At 32.1% G+C, this 26,600-nt stretch carries 23 protein-coding genes, 1 tRNA gene and 1 pseudogene; 21 read left to right on the plus strand and 4 right to left on the minus strand.

Annotated features, from left to right (window positions below; translation table 11 throughout):
- The first annotated feature begins 12 nt into the window (after positions 1-12).
- The 9 genes from DFR79_RS02260 (at position 13) to DFR79_RS02300 (ending at position 9,279) form a co-directional block, all read left to right on the plus strand.
- Positions 13-1,002 (plus strand): KpsF/GutQ family sugar-phosphate isomerase, encoded by a 990-nt coding sequence (locus DFR79_RS02260; RefSeq protein ID WP_133513961.1) that lies wholly within the window; start codon positions 13-15, stop codon positions 1,000-1,002.
- 45 nt (positions 1,003-1,047) lie between these two features.
- Positions 1,048-1,914, plus strand: a complete 867-nt coding sequence (locus tag DFR79_RS02265; protein WP_133513880.1) for a lysophospholipid acyltransferase family protein — start codon at positions 1,048-1,050, stop codon at positions 1,912-1,914.
- A 43-nt stretch (positions 1,915-1,957) separates the two neighbouring features.
- Positions 1,958-3,274, plus strand: coding sequence for a 3-deoxy-D-manno-octulosonic acid transferase (locus DFR79_RS02270; protein ID WP_133513881.1), 1,317 nt, complete (start codon positions 1,958-1,960; stop codon positions 3,272-3,274).
- Positions 3,264-4,319 carry a lipopolysaccharide heptosyltransferase II gene (gene waaF / locus DFR79_RS02275; RefSeq protein ID WP_133513882.1) on the plus strand — a complete coding sequence of 352 codons (1,056 nt, stop codon included), beginning with the start codon at positions 3,264-3,266 and terminating at the stop codon, positions 4,317-4,319. Before DFR79_RS02270 ends, waaF (DFR79_RS02275) begins: the two co-directional genes overlap by 11 nt.
- 112 nt (positions 4,320-4,431) lie before the next feature.
- The gene (gene waaF / locus DFR79_RS02280) at positions 4,432-5,493 is read left to right on the plus strand and encodes a lipopolysaccharide heptosyltransferase II (protein ID WP_133513962.1); all 1,062 of its coding nucleotides are present in this window, start codon (positions 4,432-4,434) and stop codon (positions 5,491-5,493) included.
- On the plus strand, positions 5,493-6,248 hold the full coding sequence (locus DFR79_RS02285; protein ID WP_432207091.1) for a glycosyltransferase family 2 protein: 756 nt from the start codon (positions 5,493-5,495) through the stop codon (positions 6,246-6,248). Before waaF (DFR79_RS02280) ends, DFR79_RS02285 begins: the two co-directional genes overlap by 1 nt.
- The gene (locus DFR79_RS02290; protein WP_133513884.1) at positions 6,245-7,342 is read left to right on the plus strand and encodes a glycosyltransferase; all 1,098 of its coding nucleotides are present in this window, start codon (positions 6,245-6,247) and stop codon (positions 7,340-7,342) included. Before DFR79_RS02285 ends, DFR79_RS02290 begins: the two co-directional genes overlap by 4 nt.
- 24 nt (positions 7,343-7,366) lie before the next feature.
- Positions 7,367-8,536, plus strand: a complete 1,170-nt coding sequence (locus DFR79_RS02295) for an O-antigen ligase family protein (RefSeq protein WP_133513885.1) — start codon at positions 7,367-7,369, stop codon at positions 8,534-8,536.
- Between the two features lie 14 nt (positions 8,537-8,550).
- Positions 8,551-9,279 (plus strand): glycosyltransferase family 25 protein, encoded by a 729-nt coding sequence (locus DFR79_RS02300; RefSeq protein WP_133513886.1) that lies wholly within the window; start codon positions 8,551-8,553, stop codon positions 9,277-9,279.
- A 54-nt stretch (positions 9,280-9,333) separates the two neighbouring features.
- Here the strand turns inward: DFR79_RS02300 and DFR79_RS02305 are convergent.
- Positions 9,334-10,382 (minus strand): annotated as a pseudogene (locus DFR79_RS02305) (IS30 family transposase).
- 219 nt (positions 10,383-10,601) lie between these two features.
- Between DFR79_RS02305 and DFR79_RS02310 the strand changes: the two are divergent.
- A complete protein-coding gene (locus DFR79_RS02310; RefSeq protein ID WP_133513887.1) occupies positions 10,602-10,799 on the plus strand; it encodes a hypothetical protein in 198 nt (65 codons plus the stop codon).
- A 152-nt stretch (positions 10,800-10,951) separates the two neighbouring features.
- Here DFR79_RS02310 and DFR79_RS02315 read toward each other — a convergent pair whose 3' ends face one another.
- A complete protein-coding gene (locus tag DFR79_RS02315) occupies positions 10,952-12,205 on the minus strand; it encodes an IS4 family transposase (protein WP_108143050.1) in 1,254 nt (417 codons plus the stop codon).
- A gap of 274 nt (positions 12,206-12,479) precedes the next feature.
- Between DFR79_RS02315 and DFR79_RS02320 the strand changes: the two genes are divergently transcribed.
- The 8 genes from DFR79_RS02320 to DFR79_RS02355 all read left to right on the plus strand — a co-directional run bounded on the left by DFR79_RS02320 (position 12,480) and on the right by DFR79_RS02355 (position 22,236).
- Entirely contained in the window at positions 12,480-13,268 is a 789-nt protein-coding gene (locus tag DFR79_RS02320; RefSeq protein WP_166637941.1) for a glycosyltransferase family 4 protein, read from the plus strand.
- 32 nt (positions 13,269-13,300) lie between these two features.
- A complete protein-coding gene (locus DFR79_RS02325; protein ID WP_133513889.1) occupies positions 13,301-14,242 on the plus strand; it encodes an NAD-dependent epimerase/dehydratase family protein in 942 nt (313 codons plus the stop codon).
- A gap of 44 nt (positions 14,243-14,286) precedes the next feature.
- The gene (locus DFR79_RS02330; protein ID WP_166637942.1) at positions 14,287-15,879 is read left to right on the plus strand and encodes an ArnT family glycosyltransferase; all 1,593 of its coding nucleotides are present in this window, start codon (positions 14,287-14,289) and stop codon (positions 15,877-15,879) included.
- A gap of 28 nt (positions 15,880-15,907) precedes the next feature.
- The gene (locus DFR79_RS02335; protein WP_166637943.1) at positions 15,908-17,533 is read left to right on the plus strand and encodes an ArnT family glycosyltransferase; all 1,626 of its coding nucleotides are present in this window, start codon (positions 15,908-15,910) and stop codon (positions 17,531-17,533) included.
- Between the two features lie 40 nt (positions 17,534-17,573).
- Positions 17,574-18,293: a glycosyltransferase family 2 protein gene (locus DFR79_RS02340; protein WP_133513892.1), complete on the plus strand. Its 720-nt coding sequence runs from the start codon at positions 17,574-17,576 to the stop codon at positions 18,291-18,293.
- A gap of 3 nt (positions 18,294-18,296) precedes the next feature.
- Positions 18,297-18,560 carry a lipid-A-disaccharide synthase N-terminal domain-containing protein gene (locus DFR79_RS02345; RefSeq protein ID WP_133513893.1) on the plus strand — a complete coding sequence of 88 codons (264 nt, stop codon included), beginning with the start codon at positions 18,297-18,299 and terminating at the stop codon, positions 18,558-18,560.
- A gap of 135 nt (positions 18,561-18,695) precedes the next feature.
- Complete coding sequence (locus tag DFR79_RS02350; protein ID WP_133513894.1) at positions 18,696-20,819, plus strand: LssY C-terminal domain-containing protein; 2,124 nt, start codon at positions 18,696-18,698, stop codon at positions 20,817-20,819.
- Between the two features lie 28 nt (positions 20,820-20,847).
- A complete protein-coding gene (locus tag DFR79_RS02355; RefSeq protein ID WP_133513895.1) occupies positions 20,848-22,236 on the plus strand; it encodes an alpha/beta fold hydrolase in 1,389 nt (462 codons plus the stop codon).
- 55 nt (positions 22,237-22,291) lie between these two features.
- Here the strand turns inward: DFR79_RS02355 and DFR79_RS02360 are convergent, their stop codons facing one another.
- Complete coding sequence (locus tag DFR79_RS02360) at positions 22,292-23,590, minus strand: 3-deoxy-D-manno-octulosonic acid transferase (protein WP_133513896.1); 1,299 nt, start codon at positions 23,588-23,590, stop codon at positions 22,292-22,294.
- Positions 23,591-23,803: 213 nt separating this feature from the next.
- Positions 23,804-23,879 (minus strand) — tRNA-Glu (locus DFR79_RS02365).
- A 272-nt stretch (positions 23,880-24,151) separates the two neighbouring features.
- Here DFR79_RS02365 and DFR79_RS02370 point away from each other — a divergent pair.
- The 3 genes from DFR79_RS02370 (at position 24,152) to DFR79_RS02380 (ending at position 26,508) form a co-directional block, all read left to right on the plus strand.
- Positions 24,152-25,498 (plus strand): FAD-dependent oxidoreductase, encoded by a 1,347-nt coding sequence (locus DFR79_RS02370; protein WP_133513897.1) that lies wholly within the window; start codon positions 24,152-24,154, stop codon positions 25,496-25,498.
- Positions 25,499-25,584: 86 nt separating this feature from the next.
- Positions 25,585-25,992 carry a DUF134 domain-containing protein gene (locus DFR79_RS02375; RefSeq protein WP_133513898.1) on the plus strand — a complete coding sequence of 136 codons (408 nt, stop codon included), beginning with the start codon at positions 25,585-25,587 and terminating at the stop codon, positions 25,990-25,992.
- Positions 25,993-26,094: 102 nt separating this feature from the next.
- Complete coding sequence (locus tag DFR79_RS02380) at positions 26,095-26,508, plus strand: OsmC family protein (protein WP_133513899.1); 414 nt, start codon at positions 26,095-26,097, stop codon at positions 26,506-26,508.
- The last annotated feature ends 92 nt before the right edge of the window (positions 26,509-26,600 follow it).

Raw genomic sequence — 26,600 nt, forward strand, 5'->3', positions numbered from 1 at the left:
CGGGTGAATAAAATGACAAAAACCAGTAGAGATGATAAATTAAGAAAAGGAATTGAAGAAGCAAAAAATGCCCTGCAGATAGAGGCAGAGGCAGTCTTAAAATTAAAAGAAGAATTGGACGGCAGCTTTAAACGGGCAATGGAACTGATTATTGATGCAAAAGGGAGAGTCGTTTTCACTGGAGTTGGCAAAACAGGACTGGTGGCCAAAAAGCTGGCTGCAACATTTTCCAGCACGGGTACTTCAGCCTTTTTTGTCCATGCAGGAGAAGGCTTACACGGTGATCTGGGGATGATTCGAGAAGGTGATGTAGTAATTGCTGTTTCCAATAGTGGGGAAACAGATGAGGTGATTTCCTTAATCCCTTCTTTGAGGAGAATTGGGGTAACTCTAATTGCTCTGACAGGTAATGGTGATTCAACCCTGGCTGAACATGCCGATTTAATTTTGAAGGCAGATGTAATTACAGAGGCCTGTCCTCATAACCTGGCACCTACTGCCAGTACAACTGCTGCTATTGCACTGGGAGATGCCCTGGCAATTGCACTCTCAACTTACCATGGTTTTACCCCCGAAGATTTTGCGCTTTATCATCCTGGAGGTTCTCTGGGGAGAAAACTGCTGACCAAAGTTAGAGATGTAATTAAAATCAGAGAGCAGAACCCGGTGGTAAAGATTGAGACTTCAGTCAGGGAAGCCTTATTTAAAATGACCAAAAGCCGGATGGGTTCAACCTCTATTGTTGATCAGGAAGGTAAGCTGAAGGGAATAATCACTGATGGTGATATCCGCCGACTTTTAGAAAAATCATCAGATTTTATTGATCGTCCGGTTAAAGACTACATGACTGTCGATCCAATTTCTATTGCACCGGACAGACTGGCAGCAGAGGCCTTACAGATTATGGAGGCCAAAGAAATTAATGATTTACCTGTTGTAGAAGATCAGAAGCCGGTAGCTATGCTCAATTTCCAGGACTTATTGCGCGCAAAAGTTTTTTAGAAATAAATTTTATTTTGAAATTATGAAAGTTAAAAGAGGTTAAAAATGAAGGATAAACTCAGTATTTTTTTATATAATATTTTCAGATTTGTTTTAAAAAAACTTCCTGATCAGGCCGGTCGTTATTTAGGAAAGTTAATTGCTTTTTTAGCTTATTTTATTACACCGGAGCGGCGGGAACATTCTCGTTTAAATTTAAAGAGAGCTTTAAATACAAATGATCAAGAAGCGAAAAGATTAATAAAAAAAGTTTATAGAAATCTGGGATACGATTTTACTGAATTTTTAATGGAAGATAAATTTACAGAGAACGATATAGATGAAATGGTTAATTTTGAGGGTTTAGAATATCTTGAACAGGCTTTAAAAGAAGAAAGAGGAGTTATTATATACACAGCCCACCTTGGTAACTGGGAGCTGATGGGAGCTGTTTTAGCACTTAAAGGGTATAGAGTTCATTCAATTGCTCAGGAACAAAACAATTCTCTTTTTGATGAGAAGATAAATGCAATCAGAAGTAATGTTGGTGTGGGAATTATTCCAAAAGGTCTTTCAATTAGAAAGGCATTTAAAGTTTTAAAAGCTAATGAAATTTTAGCTATTTTAGGAGATCAGCATGCGAGAAAGGATGGCTGGGAACTTAACTTTTTTGATCGGCCTGCTTTGACATTTCCTGGTGCTGTAAAATTTGCTCAGAGAACCGGTGCTCTAATTGTTCCAGCTTTTTTTCACCGTCAGGATTGGCTAAAACATAAACTTAAATGTTATCCACCCCGGAGAATTGATAAAGATGCTCCGGAAACAGAACTGAAAGCAGAACTGCAGTCTCTGCTTGAACTGACCGAAGAAGAAATCAAAAAAGAGCCTGCTGATTGGATGTGGCTTCACAAACGCTGGAAGACATACAGTTAAATTTTGAGGAATAAATTTTTTAGTATTCTGGAGGGGGAGAAATATGTATTTTGTTTATAATTCATTATTGTCTATTTTGACAGTTTTTTTACTTCCCTATTATTTTTTTAAGAGCAAAAAGAGTGGAGAAAAACTTAATTTAAGAGAGCGTTTTGCTTTTTATGATCAAAATTTAGACCTTTTATTTCCAGCACCACGGGTGATCTGGATTCAGGCTGCTTCTGCAGGAGAAACTCTTGCAGCTCAAAAATTAACGGCTGAGATTAGGGAAAAGCATCCGGAAGCAAGGATCATTTTTTCTACAATGACTGCCAGCGGTAAGAATCTGGCTAAAAAGAAAATTAAGGGTGCTGACTTAATTATTTATCTACCCTTTGATTTAAACTGGGTTGTTAAAAAGTCAGTTAAGATTTTTCAGCCGGATCTATTTATTATGATTGAGACTGAACTCTGGCCCAATTTAATCAGGGCCCTGGATAAACAGGGTGCACAGATTATGCTGGCCAGCGGCCGAATCAGTGATGATTCTTTTGGACAGTATAAATATCTGGGTTCACTTTTGGAAGATATGTTAGAGCGAGTTGATATATTTAGTATGCAGCATCAGGAAGCGGCGGAGAAAATCAAAGAACTTGGAGCAGCAGAAGATCATGTCTGTATCAATGGAAATTTAAAATATGATATTGATTTGAACCTACCAACCAAAGAAGAATATTTTCAAAAACGAAAACTTTTCCAAATCAAGGATCAGACAAAAGTACTGGTTGCCGGAAGTACTCATCAGGGTGAAGAAGAGATGATTATAGACCTTTACCAGCAGCTTAAACCAGATTTTGAGAAGCTGAAGGTTTTACTTGCTCCCCGCTATGTTGAACGCAGGGAAGACCTTTTAGATCTCTGTCGGGAAAAGGGAACTGCAGCGGTGCTCTATTCGGAACTTAAAAGAAATGAGATTCAGCTGGCAGAGGATACAGATGTAATTATTATTGACACTATGGGGGAGCTGGCTCAACTTTATTTTTATGCTGATTTAGTTTTCATTGGCGGTTCTCTAATTGATCGTGGCGGTCATAATGTAATTGAGGCTGCTGCCAGAGCAAAAGTTGTGTTATTTGGTCAGAGTATGTATAATTTTAAAGAGGAAAGAGATTTTCTTTTAGAAAATGAAGTAGCCTTTGAAATAGAAAATGCTGATGATTTTTTTGAAAAATGCTATCAGCTGCTGGCTAACGATCAATATCGAAAGCAGAGAGCAGAAAAAGCTGCGGAATTAATTGATCAAAATCGTGGTTCAGTTAGAAAACAGCTGCAGCTTGTTGATGTGCTGTTAAAGCAGGGAGAAGATTATAATGGTGGATAATGATGTGGAGAAAATATTAATTGTAAGATTGAGTGCTATTGGGGATGTAATTCATTCTTTACCTACTGCTTATGCTTTACGTCAGAAATATCCAGATGCTCAGATTGACTGGCTTGTTGAAGAGCAGTCTTATCCCCTGGTTGATTTGAATCCGTATTTAGATAATGTAATTATTCTACCTCGTGATCGCTGGAAAGAATTAATAAAAAAAGATGTTATCAAAGGTCTTAGGTCATTTTTTTCATTTTTTAAAGATTTGAGAGCTGAAAATTATGATATTGGTTTAGATTTGCAGGGTCTTTTTAAGAGCTCTATAAGTTCCTTTTTGGTTAATCCTGATTTGCGTATGGGACCGGCTGACGGAAGAGAGTTGAGCACTTTATTTTATCAGGCAAAAATAGATGTTCCAGAAAACAAAGTTCATAGAATAAAGAAATATCTTCATTTTGCTGGAGCTCTTGCTGCTGAGATGAATAAAATAAATTATGGACTTAAAATGACTCCGATTATTAAAAGTAGAGTAAGCCGGCTCTTTGAAGAACATAAAATTGTTACTAATAAAAAAAATATTATCATCAACCCCTTTACAAATTGGGAGTCTAAAAATTGGTTTTTGGAACGTTATTTTAGTCTGGCCAATGAACTTATTAAAAACGGTTATTATGTTATATTTACTGGAAGCAGAGATGATAAAGAAGCTATTGATAATTTTATTGCTATTAATGAAGAGAGTTATAGCAATCTAGCTGGAAAAACTGATCTGCAGGAATTAGCAGAGGTCTATAATCGGGCAGATTTATATATTGGTGGGGATACCGGGCCTACTCATCTTGCAGCAGCAGTAGGGACACCTGTAGTAGCTTTAATGGGACCTACTGACCCAGAAACCAATGGTCCCTTTGGTGAGGGGCATACTGTGATTCAGGATAATAGTTTAGAATGTATTCGCTGCTGGGACAGGCACTGCAGCCGGAAGATGCAGTGTATGAAGTCGATAAGTGTTGAACAGGTGCTCAGGATAGCTAAAAAGAAATTAAATGATTAGCCTAAAACATTCAGTTAATATGAAAATCATTTAATTTCTTTTAACATTAATTTAACCTGTTCAATTCTTATCTCAAAGTTGGATGGTCTATTTTATATGGGGAATGGTTATTATGAAAACTATCAAAAGAATAATAGTGGTTGATCTTTTATATCTGGGAGATTTGTTATTTGCGCATCCATTTTTTGCAGGTTTAAGGGAGCTTTTTCCTGAGGCCAGGATTGATCTGGCGGCAAATAGTAATTTCGCAGAAATTATGAGAGCTAATCTCAATTTAGATCATGTTTACAGCTATAATAAAGATTGGACTCCTGCCCGATCTTATAAGTTTGCTAAAAAGCTGAAAATGAATAATTATCAACTGGGAATTAATATTCAGGGAAACTGGAGAACTGCTCTGCTTTTAAAACTAATTTCGGCTGATAAAAGTATAGGTTATGGAGGTAAGGGCAGAGGATTATTTTTAGATGAGGAAGTTGAAAAAGATATATCTTCTCATATGATAGAATTTTACCTTGAATTTTTAAATCAAATGCAGCAGAGTCGACTGCTGAAAAATTATTTTAAAGATAAGAAAAAAGATTTCAGTTTTGAAGAAGATGCTTTTCCAGTTTTAAGTGTTGGTCAAGCTTATCAGCAGAGTGCAGAAAGAAAGCTGAAGAAAATTGGACTAAAAGATGAGTTTGTTGTTTTAAATACAGGTGGCAGCTGGAAAACAAAACGCTGGCCGGAAGAATATTTTGCAGAAGTTGCCAATCAGCTGATGGAGAGAGGATATAAAATTCTTTTTGTCGGCGGCCCCTCTGATACTGAAAGAGTAAGTTATATTTTAAATAAAATTGGGAATAAAAAGATGCTCTATAATCTAAGCGGTAAAACTTCTTTATTAGAGCTAGCTGCTGTTTTAAAAAAAGCCAGGTTAGTAATTAGTGGTGATACAGGACCGGTTCATGTGGCTGCTGCAGTTGGAACTAATACAGCCGCTATATTTGGACCTTCTGATGAAAAAAAGTATGCTCCCAGAGGAAGCGGCAAAAATATTGTGATTAAAAATGCCGGCCTGGAATGTCGTCCCTGTGGTGAGCACGAATGTCCTCTTGAGCATTTTAAGTGCATGCGGGAGCTGAGCCCTGAGATAATGGTCGAAAGAATTGAAAATGGGGGAATGATATGATGAAAAACCTTACAGCTTTAGTATTAACTTATAATGAGGAGGATAATATAGCTGACTGCCTGGACAGCATTAACTGGATCGAAAGGGTTGTTGTAATTGATTCTTATAGTGATGATCGAACAGAGAAAATTTGTCAGCAGTATGATAAAGTAGATTTTTATGAAAATGAATTTAACGATTTTGCCTCTCAAAGAAATTTTGGACTGGATAAAATTGAAACAGAATGGGTCTTTGTTATTGATGCTGATGAAAGAGTAACTGAGGAATTAAGAGATGAAATAAAAGATGTTTTAAATAAGCCTGAGGTAGAAGGTTATGAAATTTCCCGCAAAAATTATTTTTTAGGTAAATGGATTAAATACTGCGGCTGGTATCCTGATTATACTTTAAGATTATTTAGGAGCAAATATAAATACAAGGGTTTAGTACACGAGTCACCTCAAATAAATGGAAGAATTGATAGGTTAAAAAATGACTTTATTCATTATACATATAAAGATTTGGAAAGTTATGTATCTAAAATGAATCAATATACTACTCTTGATGCTGAGAAGAAATATAGTGCTGGCAAAACAGTTGGAATCAGTTATATTTTAAGTAGACCTTTTCTAGAATTTGTTAAAAAGTATATATTAAAAAGAGGATTTTTGCTTGGAAGCCAGGGTTTGATTTTATCTATTTTATCAGCATATTATCAATTTCTTAAAAGTGTTAAACTATGGGAACTAAATAAATTTGGAGATGGGAATTTATGAAAAGTATAGTATTTTTAAATACCTGTCCTGTTTGGGGTGGTGGCGAAAAATGGACTTTTACAACTGCTAAAATTTTAAATGAAGATCCAGAATTTAATGTTTATATTGCTACAGGAAGTGATACTGAATTATTTAAGAGAGCAGAAAAAGCAGGAATTAAAACTAAAGAAGTTAAAGTTAAAAGCGGAATAACAGTTTTAAACTTGTTTAAAGTTTTCAGATTTAAAAATTTTTTGAAAGAAAAAGATATTGATATATTGTTTTTGAATATGTCCCAGGATTTGAAATTTGGTGGGATTACCGGTAAATTAGCTAGTTTGGATAGAATAATTTATAGGCGTGGTAGTGCAATCCCGATTAAAGATAGATTTTATAATAAATATTTGTTAACTAAGTGTGTGACAGATATTATTGCTAATTCTAAAGCTACTAAAGAAACAATATTAAGGAACACATCACATTGGTTAAATGAAGATAAAATTGAGTTAATTTATAATGGGATTGATTTGGCTAAGATTGATAAGGCATTAGAAAACCCGGTTGATATAGGACAGGAATTTGGAATTGCTGATAATAAGATGATTATAGGAAATATTGGGCGCCTCAGTTATCAAAAAGGGCATGAATTTTTAATTGAAGCTGTAGAATTATTAAAGCAAGAAAGAAATGACTTTGTTGTTTTAATAATTGGTGATGGAGAAAGAGAAGAAGAATTAAAGAATTTAGTTAGTGCGAAAGAATTAGATGATTATATAATTTTTACTGGTTTTAGAGATGATGTTTATAATATTTTACCAGGTCTTGATTTTTTAGTACATACTGCAAGATGGGAAGGTTTTGGTTTTGTAATTGCAGAAGCAATGGCAGCAGGGATACCTGTTGTTAGTACTGATGTTAGTAATATCTCGGAGATAGTTGTTGATGGTGAAAGTGGTTATTTAGCTGAAGCTAGGAATGTTGAAGATATAGCTTTTAATGTATTGAAAATGATAGATCATAAAAATAAAGATTATTTTGGAAAAAACGGAAGGAAAATTATAGAAAATAATTACAAAATTAGTATTATGATGGATAAATTTAAAAAAATTATTTAGCATTAAAATTAAGGAGGGAAATTATTGTCAATTAATAAAGATAAAGTGATAGATAAATTAGATTTATTATTGAAAGGACTTTTATATTTACTTATATTTACCCTTCCGATTTCAATAGGAGGATTTAATACGGTTATTGCTTTACTTTTTTTATTATCATTAATTCGAATATTAATAAAAAAAGATTTTAATTTACTAAAAAATAATTTAGATAAAGGAATAATTATTTTTTCATTTGTTATATTAATATCTTTAATACCAGCTTATGATAAATATAGAGTGCTTGATTCTTTTATAAGTCCTTATTTGAAATATGTAATTTTATATTTTTTAATTAACAATATTCTTAAAACAAAAAAAGATATTATTAATTCATTAATCATTTACATTATATCTAATCTAATAAGTGCTGGTTATGTAACATATTTATATTTTTTTGTTGGAATGAATCGGCCGAGTGCTTTTACACATAACCCAAATCGTCTAGGCGGAATGATGGTTATGTTTATAATATTTAGTTATACAGGCCTTTTATTTGCTAAAAATTTAAAAATTAAAGGACTTTCATTTTTTTCAGGTTTATTAGGCTTTTTTGCTCTTTTTTCTACTCAATCAAGAGGGGCTTTATTGTCATTGATAGTGGGTTTGTTTGTTGTCTCAATTTTAAAAAATAAAAAAGCTATAATGTATTTTATTCTTGTTATAATTTTGGTTGTTTTTGCTCTACCAAACAATTTTTTATCTAGATTAAAAGATTTAGCAAATTTTGAAAGTAATAATGTAAAACAACGATGGTTAATGTATACATATGGACTAAAAATATTCGCAGATAATTTTTTATTAGGTATTGGATTTAATAATATTGCTGTAGTTTATGATTTTTATGACTTACCACAATTAATTGACAGATATAGAAATTTTCACAATATATATATCAATATTGCTGTAGAGTTAGGAATTGCAGGGTTATTAGCTTTTTTTAATTTGATTTATTATAATCTCAAGTATATAGCTATTAGATTAAAAAAGAAAAAAGATCTTTATACTGTTTCATTTTCTGGAATATTTGCTGCTACTGCTTTTCATAATATGGTAGATTTAACTTTGCATGGTTCAGAAATAGGTTTAACATTTGTCTTCTTTATTTCTATATTTATTTTTTTATTTAACAATGATATAGTTATTGATTTATAAAGGATGGTGATTAGATGAATAACTTATGTAAAAAGGTAAAGGTTTATATAATACATGTGAAAGGTAATAATGAAAGAAAAAAATATATTGAGAAACAATTAAAAAAAATTGACTTTGAATATGAATATATTTTAGAAGGAAATGTGGAAGACTTAAATAAGGAGCTATTAAACAAATATTTTGTCGGAGAAATGAATAAAATACAACCTAAAACTTCATGTGCGATAAAGCATCTGAAAGCTTATCAAAGAATTATAGAGGATAATATTTCTTATGGTTTAATACTGGAAGATGACATAAAATTATTTGATAATTTTAATAATCTATTTAAAAGCAGCATTAATGAAGTCAAAAATAAAAGATTATCAAATATTCTTATCTCATATGAAGACTCGAATTTGAGATATGTAAAAAGAAGTGAGAAAGAAAAAAATAAGTTATTATATTCAAAAGAAAAAGGTCGTCTGGCAGGGGCATATGCTATTGATAAATTAGCTGCAAAGAATATGATTAATTACATTAAAAAAAACAAATATGACAAACCTATTGATTGGTTTCATATTGATTGTTCTAAAGAAAATATAATTAATATTTACTGGATTGATCCACCAATAGCAAGACAGGGAAGTTTAAGCGGCGATTTTTCAAGTATGCTAACAGAAAAAAGGACTAATAATCTTAGACGCAAAATTGATTTTAATTTACAGAGAATTTACAAAAAAATATTATATTTTTTAAGATAGAATTTTTCCTTAAATTGCAATGTTAAATTGAACTAATTTCAAACTGTAATAATTTTAATTGTATAGAATTTGTTTTAGTTGATCTTCAAAAGCTTCATTTGGAGTTAAATATCCCAATATTTTTCTTGGTAAAGTATTGCACCAATTTTGAACTCTGGCAATAGCTTTAATTGAGAATTCATTTATGCTTCTACCTTTAGGTATAAATCTTCTTATCAAGCATTGTGACGCTCATTTGTGCCTCTTTCCCAGGATGAATATGGATGGGTATAATAAACTCTCGTATCAACTACTTCTTCTATTCTTGCTAGCTCTGAGAACTCAGAACCATTGTCACTTGTAATGCTTTTAAAAACTGTAGAAAATAGGTTTCCAGTTTCTTTGATCAGAGTTGTCATAGCTTCCTGAACAGAATAAGAACTCTTGTCAGCAATCTTACAAATAATTTGTGAGCGAGTAGTACGTTCTGTCATAGTAAGTAATGCTGCCTGCTCTTTAGTCTTTTTGCCAATAACAGTATCAATTTCCCAGTGGCCAAATTCACTGCGGTTATTAATACTTTCAGGACGTTCTTCAATGCTGGTACCTAACTTCTTTTTGTTGTTTCTAATTCGTCTTGATTTTGAAGCACGTTTCAATTTAAGTGGCAGATCAATATTTTTAATCTCAAGTAGACCCGCATCTATATAGTTATAGAGAGTTTTAGTACAAATCATCTCTGAATTCGGAAATTTATTATGCAGTTTAGCTGAACCACAAATAGAATCAATTGAATGATCTGAGTTGTAGAATTCATCTATCACATGTTCTATGAAATTGTAACATTCTAAGAGTTTAAACTTAGGCCCACAATTTTTACGATTATTCTCATAAACTCTTTGACCAGTGTCTGGAAAGTAGATTTCAACAGTTTTATTAGCCTTGATTTGAGAAACAGTACCACGTTTCAATTCGTTTCTGACTGTATTAGAAGCTCTATTTAAGCGTTTAGAAATAGCAGAAGCTGACATTCCTTTTGAATGTAGTAATGCAATTTGACCATGCTCATAAGCATTTAGGTGTTTATTTTTTCGAGAATTTGGTGTATCATTTAAGTAGTCCATAGTGTGCACCCTCCTGTAATGTTTTTGTTTGTGGTAATTCAATTATATTACAGTTTGGGCCACTATGGGCATTTTTTATTAAATTTTTAATTAGTTCAAGTTCATTATACAATTAAGCTAATATTTCTAAAAAGATCATAAATGATTACAGCTCACTGAAGTGGAAAGATCGAGGAGAAAAGATACTTAATTCTATAGAAATAAATGGGGAGTAAAAAAATGAAAAATATATTATTTTTGAACACAGGTATTATCTGGGGAGGAGTTGAGGGTTGGCATTATAAAACTGCAAAAGAATTACTGAAACGAGGATATAATGTTAAAATACTAGCTGTAAAAAATACACCTTTCCATAAGAGATGTCAATCAGCTGGACTTGATGTTGACTTTATAAAAAAGATCACTAGCATTGCATAAAAATATTTAAGCATTGTCAAATTTAAGTTATTGAGAACATATACTATCTACAGAATATTCAGTCACTACCTTATCCTTTTTTAAGAAAAAGAGATAATGGAGTATTAAGAGATAGTCTTTATCCACATTTTACCATAATATATTTGCTCTTTTTACAGAATTACTGGATTGAATTCTGTTGAATATAAAAGCTCTGTTTCTCCTGCCATCACCTGCCTTTCTAGTAGCTGATAGATTTTTTCGTAATCTATCACTCTCCGACCTTTAGACGAGCGTGATGGTGGTCGATTTATCTTTCTGATAAAAGCTTTTAAACTCTCAAACTTACAGGCTCTAAAATATTTAAGCACCTTAAATAAACTCTTATCTGTATTGGCTTCTCTTTTTAAGAGAGTAAGTAATACAAAGCTGATTAAAGCAGTAAATATCTGTGATTTAACAGCATTCTCACTGTGTCCATAAAAGACTTTAACATGCAGATGCTGTTTGATCCACTTAAAGAAAATCTCTATCTGCCAGCGATCTCTGTAGTATCTGCTGATTAATGCTGCAGAATGTTCAAAGTCATTTGTAATTAATCTAATTGTACTGCCAGGGTTTTCTCTGTCAGGTATTTCTAAGATCCTTAAGATATTATCCATCTGTTTGTCCTGTTTTTTATCACCTAAAAGAACAATCGAATCTTTAACTTCCTGGCCATCAATAATTACAGTTTTAGATTTTAGAACTTTAATTTTAGCATTACTCTTAAGCCTTGATAAAAAGAGAATACCAGCATCACAGTAATTATCAAAGCCTTTATAGTCAACATAAGCTCTATCAAAGACATGGAGAGTATTTTTATCCTGAACAATGAGATTATCCATCTTGGTTTTATCTGCACCCTTAGCTGGAGTAATCTCAACTTTATCAGGCATAATTTCTCCATCATAAATAATGCGGGTATGTATTTTAATTCCTGCTTTTGTTGATCTAAAATCAGCCCAGGGATAATTACTTAAAGCCATAGAGACAGTTGATGCATCAATGATGTTTAGCTGGCCAAGATTATTTCTGTAGAAATTAGAACCTCTTTTTGCCAGAGCTTCAAGTTTAATCTGATTAAATATTTCTTCAAAGATCACTGGTGGAATATCTCTTAATTTTCTTGAAAGCTGAGAGGCACTTATAGAGTCCAGGCCAATTTCTTTTTTAAGATCAGACCTATTGCTGACATCAATGCTTAAACTGTCAAGAGAGCTAACAGATTCAAGCTGACCATAGAGTAAAATTAAGAATAATCTTTTTGTTGTAAGTTTTTTAGTATATTTATCCAGTTCAAGTTCAGTAACAATTTTTGAGAATAAATTAAAATTTATTGAAACAAGTAGTTGATTAAATGTGGTTTCTGTGATATCTTTGTCCATAGTATATGCTCCTTATTTTTTGGGATTTGGACAAAGACTATCCTAATCCCAATTATAAGGAGTTTTTCTAATTTAAGCAAGTATTTTCGCTAAAAATCGAACTTGACTTTTCTTAAATATTTTTATGCAATGCTAGTGAAAAAAGATAAATAGTGGTACTTTTTTAAATCCAATAAAAATATTCAAACTAAGTAGATATTTAAAAAAAGAAAAAATAGATGTAATGTTTTTTTGTCAATCTTCACATTTTAAAATTGGATCTGTGGCTGGATATTTGGCTGGAGTTGAAAGAATTATCTATAGAAGAGCTTTAGCCAAACCAATAAATAATCATTTTTATAATAGAATTTTTTTAAACAAGTTTATAACCGATTTTATGGCGATTTCTAGAACAACATTAGAAAAAAGCTTCGAAAAACTTCCAAAAAATGTTATTTCGAACAGTAAAATAAAGTTGATTTATAATGGAGTAAAAAAGTCAGATTTTTTGAAGTCAAAAGCAGATTCAAATTTAAGGAAAGAATTTAATATTAAAGATGATGAACTATTGATAGCTAATATTGGAAGACTTGAAAATCAGAAAGCACAACAAGATTTGCTATATGCAGTTGGTGTTTTAAAGAATGAATTCACCAAATTTAAGGTTTTGATTGTTGGAAAAGGTAATAGGATTAATGAATATAAAGATATTGTGAATAAATTAAATTTGAGTGATAAAGTGATTTTTACGGGTTTTCGTAAGGATATACCATCAATTTTGAAACAAATTGATTTTGTTGTACATACTGCATTATATGAAGGATGTCCTTGGATTGTTTTAGAAACGATGGCTGCTGGTAAACCAATAGTAGCTGTTGATATTCCTAGTATAGATGAATTAGTTATAGATGGAGAGACAGGTTATCTTTCTCCAAGAAATAGAAATGAATTAGCAGACAATATTTTTCGAATGATTAAAAGCAAAAACAAAGAAGAAATGGGAAAAAAAGCAAAAAGCATTTTTGAAAAAAATTATACTTTTGAATTGATGATTAATAAAATAGAAGATTACTTTTTAAGTTGATAATAGATAATAAAATATAGGGGTGTTTATAGGTGAAACATTTAATAACAGGGTCAGCAGGTTTTATAGGATCAAATTTAGCTAAAAAGTTATTGGCAGAGGGCGAAGAAGTCATAGGTGTAGACTGCTTTACAGATTATTATGCCAGAGAATTAAAAGAAAACAACATAAAAGAAATTTTAAATAATCCTAAATTTACTTTTATTGAAAAAGATCTTTTAAAAACAGATCTAGAAGAGTTAATAAAAGATGTAGATTATATTTATCACCAGGCAGCACAGGCAGGTGTCCGTTCCAGCTGGGGAGAGGACTTTAAAATTTATAATCAAAATAACATTCTCTTGACTCAAAAACTTTTAGAAGCTGCAAAAGAAAGCAAAAGATTAAAAAAGTTTGTTTATGCTTCTTCATCTTCGGTTTATGGTGATACTGATCAAATACCTATGACAGAAGAACAGAGGCTGCAGCCGGTTTCACCTTATGGTGTTTCAAAACTTGCTGGAGAAAATCTCTGCTATTTATATTATAAAAATTTTAAGGTACCCACAGTATCATTAAGATATTTTACTGTTTTTGGTGAAGGCCAGAGACCTGATATGGCTTTTCATATATTTATTAAGGCTTTTTTGCAGGGAGAAAGCATTAATGTTTTTGGTGATGGTGAGCAAAGCCGAAATTTTACTTATGTAGGTGATATTGCCCGTGCTAATATTCTTGCAGCTCAAAAAGCTCCGGCTGGAGAAATTATTAATATCGGGGGGACTAATACTGTTAAATTGAATCAGAGCCTTGAATTAATGAAACAAATAATTGGTAGTGCTCCAAAAATCATTTATTCAAACAAAGTTAAGGGTGATGTTAAGCATACTGCTGCAGATATTAGTAAAGCAGATCAACTGCTGGGCTATTCTCCTCAGCTTACCTTTAAAGAAGCTTTAGAAAGGGAAGTTAACTGGCTTCAGAAAATTTATTAATTACTTTTAATTAGAAATTGGAGTTCAAAAAAGGAGGGGTTTGCGTGTCTTTATTTAATAATAAATTAAGGGATACTTATATTTATCTGCTAATACTAATTGTTTTTAGTATTATTTTATTTGTTCCTTCAACTCTGGATCGAGATCTTCACTATCGTGATGAGTTAAGATATACAGAGGTTGCCAGAGAGATGGAGAATAGTGGCGATTATTTTGTTCCACAGCTTGGTGGTAGAAATTATACAGATAAACCTCCCTTTTATTTCTGGTTTTTAATTTTAACTAAAAAAATTTTTGGTGAGTATTCTGCGTCAGCAATGGTTAGCCCCAGTATTATTTCAGCGATAATAATTATATTACTGACTTTTTATTTTGCTAGATCTTTTTTAGAAGAGAAATATGCTTTTTTAGCCGGTATAATTTTAGCCACAACTGTATTATTTTTTAGTTTATCTATATTTGTAAGAATGGATTTATTGATGATGGTTTTTATAACAGCTGCTTTATTTACTTTTTTTAAAGCATATCAAAATCAAAAAGACTATTTATATTTTCTAACTTATTTATTTATTGGTTTTGCAACTGCTATTAAGGGGCCTGCTGGATTTTTGATTCCTTTAATAACCATTCTCGGATTTCTTATCTGGGATAATAAGCTAGAAAAATTAAAAGAAATCAAATTGGTTCAGGGATTAATTATCTTTTTATCAGTAATTTTATTATGGTTAATACCTGCCTTTATTTTTGGTGGTAAAGAATATATTTATGAATTGTTAGTTCTGCAGACTTTTGGGAGAGCGGTTAATTCTTTTGCCCACAGTGAGCCTTTTTATTATTATTTTACTACACTTCCACTAACTCTTTTACCCTGGACATTTTTATTAATTTCAAGTTTTTTTTACATAATTAAATATTACAGAAATATTAATCCAGAACTTAAATTTATATTAAGCTGGTTTTTCTGGCCTCTGCTTTTATTTTCTATTTTTAGTGGTAAATTAGTATTTTATCTGCTGCCAATTTATCCGGCGGCTTCAATTTTGATTGCATATTTATGTCAGCAGATTATAGTTAATCAGGATAATAAAAAATTTATAGTTATTCCAGTTCTGTTAACCATAATAGTAATTATAGCCGGCAGTTTTTTTATTCCCGCAAATATTGAAGGTTATAATCTTAGGAATTTATTAAAGCCAACAATTATAGCATCTGTTTTTATTTTATTGGCAGCTGCGGCTTTATATTTTAAAAACAAATATTTATCTCTAATTTATCTTCTACCAGCTTTGATGCTGATTTTTTCTCTTAATTTAAGTCTTGTAATAGTTCCTACAGCAAGCCAGAGTTATAGTAAACGACCAATTGGTGAAGAATTAAAAGAGCTCAGAGAAAAGGAGAATATTGAAAACATTGCTGCTTTTAGATATGGACAGCCTGAAACTCTGGCTGTTTATACTGACTTTTTTATTAAAGACCTAGGTAATGAAGAAACACTTATTAATTATCTTCAAGAAAAGCAAGAAGCGGTTATTCTAGTCCGGGACAGTGATTTAAAAAGAATCAGAGATATTTTTGTCCAGAAAAAAGTTATATATCATTCAAATGGATATAATCTGGTTTATCATTTAGTTGAATAGAAATAAATATCAATAAAATTATTAAATTTTGAGGGAGGGAAGTTCAATCAAATCAATAAATAAGCACAAGAAAGTTTATCTGTATATTTTAATAATTATAATTTGTGGTGCAGCTATTTATTTGCCAGCTACATTTTATAGAGATTTACACTGGGAAGAAGAAATGAAATATGTTGAAGTTGCTAAAGAAATGTATGATACTGGAAACTGGCTGGTTCCACATTTTGGAGGAAACTTGTATTCTCATAAACCTCCCTTTTATTTTCACTTTTTAAATCTCAGTAGATTTTTGGCCGGGAGTTATTCGGTAACCGCAATGGTTATGATTAGTTTAATTTCGGGAATCTTAATTGCAATAGTTACTTTTTTCTGGGGTAGTTTAAATTTTAATAAGAGATACGGATTTTTATCGGCGCTAATTTTAATGATAACTTTTTACTTTTTTGCTCTCTCAATTACAGTGCGAATGGATCATTTAATGGGATTTTTTATTATTTCTGCTCTATTTTCTTTTTATCTGGGGTATTCTTCAGAAGCAGAAGGGAGAGATAGGTTCTATTATTTGGTTTATTTATTTATGGCCCTGGCAACATGGATCAAAGGCCCAGCTGGATTTTTAATTCCTTTAGTTGTTATTCCTGTTTATTTGTTAATTCAAAAAGATTTGAGTGAATTTAAAAATTTACAGTTAAAAAAGGGTATTTTAATTTTTATAGGTGTAATTTTATTATGGCTGGTTCCTGCTTTAATTAAAGGGGGAAAAGAATATGCATATCAATTATTAGTTATCCAGACTTTTGGTAGAACTGTTAATTCTTTTGCTCACCAGAAAGCATTTTATTATTATTTAACAACTTTTTCTTTTACTTTTTTACCCTGGTCTTTCTTTCTTTATTCAACATTTATTTACTGTTTTAAAAACAGGAGAAAACTGCCTCAATTTATAAAGTTTTTGCTCAGCTGGTTTATTGTCACTTTTATTTTGTTTTCTTTAATAAGTGGTAAGCTTGATATATATCTTTTACCAATTTATCCAGCTGGAGCACTTTTGGTTGCTTATTTATTTAAAGAGATTTCGAATCAGCGGGCATCTAAATATTATATTATAATTCCAGCAGTTATTACTTTTGCATTTTTTGCTGTAGGCAGCTTTTTTATTCCTCAAAACTTAAATGGAATAGCATTAAAAAGTCTTCTGATGCCAACAATTATAGCCTGGATTCTGGGAGGAATAGCAGGGATATTTCTTCTATTTAAAAAGAAGTATAATTATATTTCATATCTGGTTATTATAATGTTTTCAGTTTTTCTGCTCAATTTCTCTTTTTCTATGGCTCAGCCTTTTAATCAAAGTTATACTCTTAAAGAAACTGCTGCAGAATTGAAGCATTTACATGTCCAGAGCGTTAATAAAATTGCTACATATAAGTATGATGGTGATTCTGATGCACTTGGTATTTATCTTGATTTCTGGCCGGAAGTGATTGAGGATCGGGTTGAATTTTCAAATTATCTTAAGCAGGATAAATTTGCAGTTATGATGGAACTTGCAGACTGGCAGCAGATCAGGGGGGATTTAAATAATATAAAAAGTGAATTCGAAGTATTACAATTTGATCAAAGTTATATAATTATTACTAATTATAGTAACTGATTTAAATTTAAAGATGTATTTGAATTAAGGATGGTGGAAAATGCAGAATTATAAATATGATTTTTCAATAGTGGTACCCATTTACAATGAAATTAAAAATTTGTCTCCTCTAACAGATAGTATCATGAATGAATTAAATGAGGATGAATTTAATTATCAAATAATTTATGTTGATGATGGAAGTCAGGACGGAACCAGCCAAAAGATAGATCTGCTGCAGGAAAAAATAGATAAACTTTCAGCAATACATTTTACTAAAAATAATGGCCAGACTGCTGCTTTTTTAGCTGGTTTTAAAGAAGCGGAAGGAAAATATATAATAACTTTAGATGCTGATCTCCAGGTTAGTCCGGCTGACATTCCAAAACTGATTCCCTTTTTAAAAGATTATGATATGGTAATAGGGATGAGGACAAATCGGAATGATGGTCTGATAAAGAAATTATCTTCAGTAGTTGGTAATGGGGTTCGGAATTTTATTACTGGTGAAAAGATTACTGATACCGGCTGTCCTTTAAAAATTTTCAAAAATGAGATTCATAAAGAATTTTATCCTTTTAAAGGCATGCACAGATTTTATCCTACTTTAGCCAGAATTAATGGATATAATGTGAAGCAGGTTCCGGTTGACCATTATCCCCGCAAGTATGGTCAGTCTAAGTATGGGATTAATAATAGGATGTGGAGAGGATTATTTGATACTCTGGTTATGCTGTGGATGAAAAAAAGAATTATTAATTATAATATAAAGAGGGATTAATTTATGATATGGATAATAATTGGTTTTGTTGGTCAGGCAATGTTCACCTTACGTTTTGTTATTCAGTGGATTGCGTCAGAAAGAGCCAAAAAAAGTATAGTCCCAAATGCTTTCTGGTATTTTAGTATTGCAGGAAGTCTTACTTTGTTAGTTTATGCAGTTCATCGGCGGGATCCGGTCTTTATTGTGGGACAGTCAACCGGTTCTTTTATTTATCTGCGTAACTTATATTTGATTAAAAAAAATAGAAAAAGCGCAAATAGTTAATATAATTAGATTAGTTTACTTCAGACGCCTCATATGAGTTAAGTACCCCAATAACAGTAATTAGAGCTCAACCGGAAAAGATTCTGAGAAGAAATAATTTATTTGATTAAATTTATTCAAAAAGGGGATTTCTTTATGAGTACTTATTATAATTATCTAATATCATTAATTCAAAATTTCTCTAGCTTGGGCTATCTAATAATTGCTATTCTGGCTTTTTTTGAATCTTTTGCTTTTATAGGTTTAATAGTACCCGGAAGTATAGCGGTTATTATTGGAGGCTTTTTGTCAGCTCACGGCGGTTTGAATATTGTAATTTTGTATATTTTAGTTTTTTTGGCTGCTGTTTTAGGAGATAATTATAGTTTTTATTTAGGGAAAAATAAAAAAGTCCCATTTAATCAGGGCGGAAAAATATTTAATCAGGAGATTTTTATAAAAGGCAGAAAGTTTTTTGAACATTATGGAGCTAAAAGTGTTTTTCTGGGTCGATTTGTTGGCTGGGTAAGACCCATTATACCATTTATTGCAGGTTTTTTTGAGTTAGATAGTAAAGTTTTTTTACTGTGGAATATTTTAAGCAGCATATTATGGGCAGCATCTCATATTGCTCTTGGTTACTTTTTTGGGAGGACCTGGCAGCTTGTTGCCCTCTGGTCCACAAGATTTACAATTTTCTTTACAGGATTAATTACCTTTATAATCTTAATATATTTACTCAAGCATTTTGCATTGAGCAGGGGGAAGGAACTTTTAACTTTAATTGTTTCAATAAGTAAATCGATAAAAACTGCTGTGGTAGAGAATAAAGAAGTAAAAGAATTTGTTGAGCAGCATAAGACTTTCTTTTCATTTTTAAGAAAAAGATTTGATAGGGGTAATTTTTTTGGCCTTCCAGTTACCCTTTTTGTTTTTTCTTTATTCTACGTAATGGCTCTTTTAGGAGGTATTATTGAAGATTTTCTAACTACTGATCTAATTATTAGTGTAGATCATAGAATAGCAAATCTTTTGACTGTTTTTAGAAATGAAACTCTTACAGATATATTTTTCTGGATTACTTTTCTTGGCAAATGGCAGGTTATATTAGTTTTTACATTTAGCATAATTTTGATTTTATGGCTCTGGAATAAGAAATCATATATATTTCCAATCCTGACTAGTATTACAGGTAGTGTGTTATTTACCTATATCGGTAAATTGCTTTTTCATAGGCCAAGGCCAGCTGTTGCAATTTATCAAGAAAGTTCTTTTTCTTTTCCCAGCGGCCATGCTACAATTTCAGTTGCTTTTTATGGTTTCTTAACTTATTTTTTAGTGAAAGAAATTTCTAACTGGAAAAACAAAATAAATATATTTTTTACGGGCCTGATATTAATTATTGCCATCGGTTTCAGCAGGCTTTACCTGGGTGTACACTTTTTAAGTGATGTCTGGGCTGGATATTTAGTTGGAGCCCTCTGGTTGATTATCGCAATAAGTATTTCAGAATATTTAAGTCTTAATCAAAAAAAAATTTTTCAGAGATTTAACGATATAAAGTTATCTGTGCCAGTAAAAAAGATAATCTCAATTATTATAATATTTTTAGCAGTGGGTTCATATACATTTATTTCTTTAGATTATCAGATTCCTTATCGAACAACTAACCCACAGAAGCCGCTTATTGTTAGTGAAGCCTTCAATATTTTTGAGGATAATCAGCTTAAGTACACAGAGACTCTTTTAGGAAAAAAAGAGGAACCGATAAGTTTCATTATTATAGCTAATAATGAAAAACAATTAATTAGAACTTTTCAAAATGCTGGCTGGAGTCTAGCAGATGAAATTAATATATATACTTTATATAAAGCGGCAAAAGCGGCTTTATTAAAAAAACCATACCAAAATGCTCCGGTTACACCTGATTTCTGGAATTCAAAGGTTCATGATCTTGCTTTTGAAAAACCAGATTCCAGTGATAATATTAGAGTTCGACATCATGCTCGTTTCTGGGAGACTAACTTTATAACAAATGAAGGGAAAATAATATATCTAGGTACGGCAAGTTTTGACAGCGGTATTAAGTGGGGTATAACTCATAAGATTGATCCTAATATTGATAGTGAGCGGGAATATCTTTTTGAGGATCTACAGACTATTTCCATGATCAAATCTGCAGAAAAACATCAACTTGTTGAGCCCAAACTGGGAATTAATTTTGTAGGAGATCCTTTTTTTACTGATGGCAAAGCATATTTTATAGTTATAAAATATTGAATTTAATTCAATTATTGGAGTTGATTCTATGATTAATATAGAGCTAAAGAATGATTCTAAAACTTTATTTTTCTTAATCCATGGTTATACAGGTAGTCCAACTGATTTTAATGGTTTACCGGAATATTTAAGTAATACTCTTGCTGCAGATGTTAAGGTGATGCTTCTTAAAGGTCATGGAAATAAAATTCAGGATTTGGATGATCTAGAATTAAAAGATTTTATTAATCAAATTGAAGCTGAACTAAAAAATGATCTAGAAAAGTATGAGGAAGTCATTCTCGGAGGTGTTTCTTTTGGGGCTCAAATGGCACTTCATTTTGCCAGTGAATTTCCTATAGATGGAGTTTTTAGTGTTTGTCTGCCTTATAAACTTAAATTCCCTTTTAATATTCCTGGTTTATCAACACTTAGTTTTTTCAAAAAATACTGGCCAAAACCATTATCAGAGGAAGAAGAAAAAGTACGCCAAAATACATTTTATTATAATCAAATGCATGCAAATGGATTAAAAATTGTTAAAAAAGCAAATGGATTATTAAAAAATGAACTTTCTAAAATAACATGTCCAGTTTTTACAATTTATTCAAAAAATGATCCAATAGGCAATTATAAAGCAATTGGATATATCAGCCGTAAAATTGAAGCCCCTCATTATATAAAAATTATAGATAATAAAAATCATAATCTATTTTTCTCAGCTAAAAGTTCTGAAATTTACAAAAATATCAAAGATTTTTATCAAAATATTAATAAAGAAAAAAATAAGAAAGAGGATACAATAGCTGCTATCATACCAGCTTATAATGAAGCTCAGAATATAGATCGGGTTTTGGATGTTTTAACTCAGGCTGATTTTTTAAACGAAATTATTGTTATTGATGATGGATCAACAGATAATACTGCAGAGGTGGTAAGCAGATTTGAAGAAGTTAAATTGATAAAAAATGATACCAACAGAGGGAAGGCTCAGTCAATGCAGCAGGGAGTTGAGAATACTGATGCAGATATATTATTTTTCTGTGATGCTGATCTAAAGGATCTGACTGTTGAAATTGTTGGTCGGATTATTCAACCTGTTGCTAAAAGAAAATATGATATGTATATCGGAGTTAGGAATAATTTTATGCAGAAAGCAGTAACTTTATTTGCCCTAAACTCTGGTGAGCGTGCGGTAAGACGTGAACTCTGGAATAAACTACCAGAACATTTTAAATATCGTTATCGGATAGAAGCAGGTCTTAATTTTATTGCTAAAAGACGAGGTAATGGCTATGGATGGAATAAATTTGAATACTATCAAACACTTAAAGAAAAAAAGTACGGAGTTCTAAAAGGTACTCTATTACGCTGGTGGATGAATCTTGATGTTGCTTATGCTTATTTGCTTACTATCTTTCAAAGATTAAAAAGGTAGTTTTATCAAAACTCTACAGGGTATTTGCTGTTGATGTAAGAAGAGGCAAAATAAACTAGTTATTTTGCTTCTGCTTGAGTACTTTTAAAGTATGATCAAGAATTCTTTTAGATGCACCTTTATTATTTAAAATTACTTTTCTGGCCTTTTCACCTTTACTATTTAAGTCATTTATATTATTTAAATAATATAGGAGTTGCTTTTTTAAACTCTGCCAGCTGTTAACCTGTATTCCGGCATCATTTTTAAGTAAAAGATCTCTGCTGTCTTTAAAATTAGACATATCTGGCCCGAAAAAGACTAATTTACCGTGGGCTGCAGGTTCTAAAATGTTATGTCCGCCTTTACCCATCATACTGCCTCCGACAAAAACCAGATCAGCAATACTATATATTTGTGCCAGTTCTCCAATTGTATTTAAAATAAGGGCATCAATTTTGTCAGAGCTTTCACTTTTAAGCTCTGATTTTTTTATGTAATCAATGTTATTTTTTTGAAAAAGATCTGCAATTTCTGCTGCTCTTTCAATATCGCGCGGTGCAACAATAAAATATAACTCTGGGAATTTTGTTTTTAAATCTTTATAAATTTGAATTAGATGTTTTTCTTCATCAGCATGGGTGCTGCCGGCAACAAAGACTAAATTATCTTCATTAATTTTAAATTTGTTTCTATAATCTTCTTTTTTACTTTCAGAGATTGAAGAATAGTTCTGATCAAATTTGGTGTTACCTAAGTTAAGTACTTTTTCTGCATCAGCGCCAAGTTCTATCACTCTTTCCTTATCCTGTGCAGACTGCATGGCCAGACAGTCGATATTATTAAGCATCTCAGGCAAAATTGAACCTAAATATTTATATTTTTTAAAGCTGCTGTCACTAATTCTACCATTTGCATAGATGATTTTATGACCCTTATTTTTCGCTATTTTGATAAAATTTGGCCAGAGCTCGGTTTCGATAATCATTATGAGCTCAGGATTTATTGTTTTTAAAGCCTTTTTAACAGCAAAGGTTAGGTCAAAGGGGAAATAAACAACAGCATCAGCATCCTTAATTATTTTGTGAGCCATATTTTGTCCGGTGTAGGTAGTGGTTGAGAAAATTATTTTATATTCAGGCATTTCTTTTTTTAACTCTTTTACAACTGGACTTGCGGCAACAGTTTCACCAACAGAAACTGCATGGATCCAGATGATTTTATTATTTTCAGCTAATTTTTTTATATCATTAGAATAAAAACCAAACATTTCTTTAATATTTTTTTTATTTGAATTAGTAATTTTTTTGTATATTAAAATTGGTGAGTATACTACTAAGATGATGAAAAGTAGTAAATTATAAATTATGTACATTATTAAAAAACCCCTTTTGTTAACTGCTAACTGAATTATATCAGAACTGAAAAATTAAGACAAATTTCAATAGATAAGTGGATAGGTTCATGGTATTTGTACAATAAAAAAAATACAAATTGATATAATCAAAAACAATTGGTAAAAATTGGGTCGGTAAACGGTACCTGCACACAAAAAAAAGACAGCCGATTGGCTGTCTTAATCTCAAAATGGTACCCTCAAGGGGATTCGAACCCCTGCCGCTAGGATGAAAACCTAGTGTCCTAGACCCCTAGACGATGAGGGCAAATTTTTATACAGTTTTGTTGACTGCAATAAATATAATAGCATAAGAAATAGCTTCCGTCAAGAAATTTTCTGAAGAAATATAATTTAAAATTTTCGCTCTATTATGGCTGTGAGTATAGTAATTCTGGGGGGCCTAAAATTTATATTTTAATCTGAATTTGTTAATTAATAATGAGAACCAATTTTAGGACAAGGAAGTAACCGATAAATCTAGAATAATATATTTAGAGCAGAAATTACTTATAATATTTTCAACTGGAGGAATTTAAAATGAAAATTGCAGTTATTGGTGCTGTAGCAGCAGGTACAAGTGCAGCTGCTAAAGCGAGAAGAACCGACAAAGACGCAGAAATAGTAGTTTTTGAAAAAGATACAGATATTTCCTATGCGGGCTGTGGACTTCCTTATTATATTTCAGGAGTAACTCCAACTCGGGATAAAGTTGTAATGAATACGGCTCAGGATTTCAAGGAAAAATATAATGTAGAAGTACGCCTGCAGCATGAAGTAACTAAAATTAATAAAGATGATAAAAAACTTTCTTATAAAAACCTTAACAGTGGAGAAAATGGGGAATATCAATTTGATAAATTAATTATTAGTACTGGCGCTTCAGCAATTAAGCCGCCATTTGCTGGACTTGATTTAGAAAACATATTTACACTGAGATCAGTAGAAAGTGCTGATCAGATTAAAGTAGCTGTCAGTAGACAGGAAACGAAAAAGGTTGTAATTATTGGTGCCGGTCTGATTGGCCTGGAAATGGCAGAGGCTTTTAGTAAATTAGGGTTGGAGGTTACAGTAGTTGAACTTGAAGACCAGGTTTTACCACCATTTAGTAAAGAAATGGCTGATCTTGTCGCTGAACACTTAAAAGAAAAGGGTGTTAATTTAATTTTAGATGATGGTATAGACCATTTTGAAGGTTCAGGCAGGGTAGAAAAAATTGTAACAGCTTCTGGTAGAGAAGTTGAAGCTGATCTGGCACTGCTTTCAATTGGAGTTAAACCTAACTCGAAACTGGCTCAGGAGGCCGGAATCGAAGTTGGTGAGACAGGGGCAATTAAAGTCAATGAAAAATTAGAGACTAATGTTAAAGATATTTATGCTGCCGGTGACTGTGCTGAATCAACAGATCTTCTGACAAATAAAGATGTCTGGGTTCCGCTGGGCTCAACTGCTAATAAACAGGGAAGGACTGCCGGCGAAAATGCTGCTGGTGGAGAGGCAGAGCATTATGGAATTTTAAAAACTGGAATCACCAAGATTTTTGAGCTCACAGCTGCTAAAACTGGTTTAGGATTAAAAGAAGCTAAAGCAGAAGGTATTGATGCAGCTGCAGTTAAAATTAAGGCCCACAATCATGCCAGCTATTATCCCGGAACAGACTCTATTCATCTCAGAGGTATTTTTGATAAAGAAAATGGTGTTATAGTGGGAGCAGAAGTAATTGGTGGTGATGGGTCTGATAAAAGAATTGATGTTCTGGCAACAGCAGTTTATAATCGTATGACAGCAGATGAACTTTTCCAGGTTGACCTTGCTTATGCACCTCCTTATTCCGGACCCAAAGATGCTGTGGCTATTCTGGGAATGGTTGCTGAAAAGAAATTATGATTTTGTTCTTTTCTCACCAATCTGTTATAATAAATATATCAAAGTATTTTACTTAACTTTAAATAAATGTAACAGGAGTGAGCATTATGGCACGTCCAACCAAGGATCGAATAATAGAGAAATTACCAGAAATCAGGTTTTTCAAACCGGCAGGAGTCCCCGGTCATCAGCTGGAAACAGTAGAGATGACTATGGAAGAAGTAGAGGCTCTGCGCTTAAAGGATGTTGAAGGTTTAAAACAGGCCGAAGCTGCAGAGGTGATGAATGTTTCCAGACCTACTTTTCAGCGGGTACTGACTTCAGCTCGTCAGAAGGCGGCAGAAGCCTTAACCTGTGGTAAAGCGATTAAATTTGCGGGTGGAGATTATAGATTAGTCCGTCCCGGTCACTGTCCCAAATGTGGTAAAAAAATGAAAACGGGTAGAACCCGACGACATGGTGAGGAATCCAGGGAAAAGCCATGTCATGATTGTGATGACAGTCAGGATTCTTAAATTTTTAGCTGGATTTCCGGCTTAGTATTAATAATAATTTATAAAGTTAATTGAAGTAAATTGTCCTGAAGAGATTAGAGCAAATCCAGAGGAGGCACAATTATGAAAATTAATGTAGACTGGCAGGGAGATTTAGAATTTAAAAACCAGCTGGCATCAGGTCATGATTTAACTATCGATGCAGCAGAAAAAAGCGGGGGTCATAATAAGGGTCCAAGGCCAATGGAACTGCTGCTTGCTGGACTGGCTGGCTGTACCGGTATTGATATTGTTTTAATTTTAAAGAAAATGAAAACAGAGCTGGAAGATTTTGAGATGGATGTTGAGGCAGAGCGAGCAGAGGAGGCTCCCAAGCGTTTTACTAAAATCCATATCAAGTATAAACTAAAGGGTAAAAAACTGGATGATCGAAAAGTAGAAAGAGCAATTAATCTTTCTGAAGAAAAGTACTGTTCAGCCAGCAACTCCCTCAATGCGGAAATTACTTCCAGTTATGAAATAGAACACACAGATTAATAGATATTATTCAATACCCGGGTATACGGGTATTTTTTTTATTTTATCTGCGGAATATTGCAGGATTAATTTAAATCTCATTGAATATATAA

The organism is Halanaerobium saccharolyticum (assembly GCF_004362045.1).
GTDB lineage: Bacteria > Bacillota > Halanaerobiia > Halanaerobiales > Halanaerobiaceae > Halanaerobium > Halanaerobium saccharolyticum_C.

Bases quoted from the DNA above. Each gene is read 5' to 3' on its own strand.
- DFR79_RS02260 (WP_133513961.1), top strand. From the start codon at position 13: ATGACAAAAACCAGTAGAGATGATAAATTAAGAAAAGGAATTGAAGAA.
- DFR79_RS02265 (WP_133513880.1), top strand. From the start codon at position 1,048: ATGAAGGATAAACTCAGTATTTTTTTATATAATATTTTCAGATTTGTT.
- DFR79_RS02270 (WP_133513881.1), top strand. From the start codon at position 1,958: ATGTATTTTGTTTATAATTCATTATTGTCTATTTTGACAGTTTTTTTA.
- waaF (WP_133513882.1), top strand. From the start codon at position 3,264: ATGGTGGATAATGATGTGGAGAAAATATTAATTGTAAGATTGAGTGCT.
- waaF (WP_133513962.1), top strand. From the start codon at position 4,432: ATGAAAACTATCAAAAGAATAATAGTGGTTGATCTTTTATATCTGGGA.
- DFR79_RS02285 (WP_432207091.1), top strand. From the start codon at position 5,493: ATGAAAAACCTTACAGCTTTAGTATTAACTTATAATGAGGAGGATAAT.
- DFR79_RS02290 (WP_133513884.1), top strand. From the start codon at position 6,245: ATGAAAAGTATAGTATTTTTAAATACCTGTCCTGTTTGGGGTGGTGGC.
- DFR79_RS02300 (WP_133513886.1), top strand. From the start codon at position 8,551: ATGAATAACTTATGTAAAAAGGTAAAGGTTTATATAATACATGTGAAA.
- DFR79_RS02310 (WP_133513887.1), top strand. From the start codon at position 10,602: ATGAAAAATATATTATTTTTGAACACAGGTATTATCTGGGGAGGAGTT.
- DFR79_RS02315 (WP_108143050.1), bottom strand. From the start codon at position 12,205: ATGGACAAAGATATCACAGAAACCACATTTAATCAACTACTTGTTTCA.
- DFR79_RS02340 (WP_133513892.1), top strand. From the start codon at position 17,574: ATGCAGAATTATAAATATGATTTTTCAATAGTGGTACCCATTTACAAT.
- DFR79_RS02345 (WP_133513893.1), top strand. From the start codon at position 18,297: ATGATATGGATAATAATTGGTTTTGTTGGTCAGGCAATGTTCACCTTA.
- DFR79_RS02350 (WP_133513894.1), top strand. From the start codon at position 18,696: ATGAGTACTTATTATAATTATCTAATATCATTAATTCAAAATTTCTCT.
- DFR79_RS02355 (WP_133513895.1), top strand. From the start codon at position 20,848: ATGATTAATATAGAGCTAAAGAATGATTCTAAAACTTTATTTTTCTTA.
- DFR79_RS02360 (WP_133513896.1), bottom strand. From the start codon at position 23,590: ATGTACATAATTTATAATTTACTACTTTTCATCATCTTAGTAGTATAC.
- DFR79_RS02370 (WP_133513897.1), top strand. From the start codon at position 24,152: ATGAAAATTGCAGTTATTGGTGCTGTAGCAGCAGGTACAAGTGCAGCT.
- DFR79_RS02375 (WP_133513898.1), top strand. From the start codon at position 25,585: ATGGCACGTCCAACCAAGGATCGAATAATAGAGAAATTACCAGAAATC.
- DFR79_RS02380 (WP_133513899.1), top strand. From the start codon at position 26,095: ATGAAAATTAATGTAGACTGGCAGGGAGATTTAGAATTTAAAAACCAG.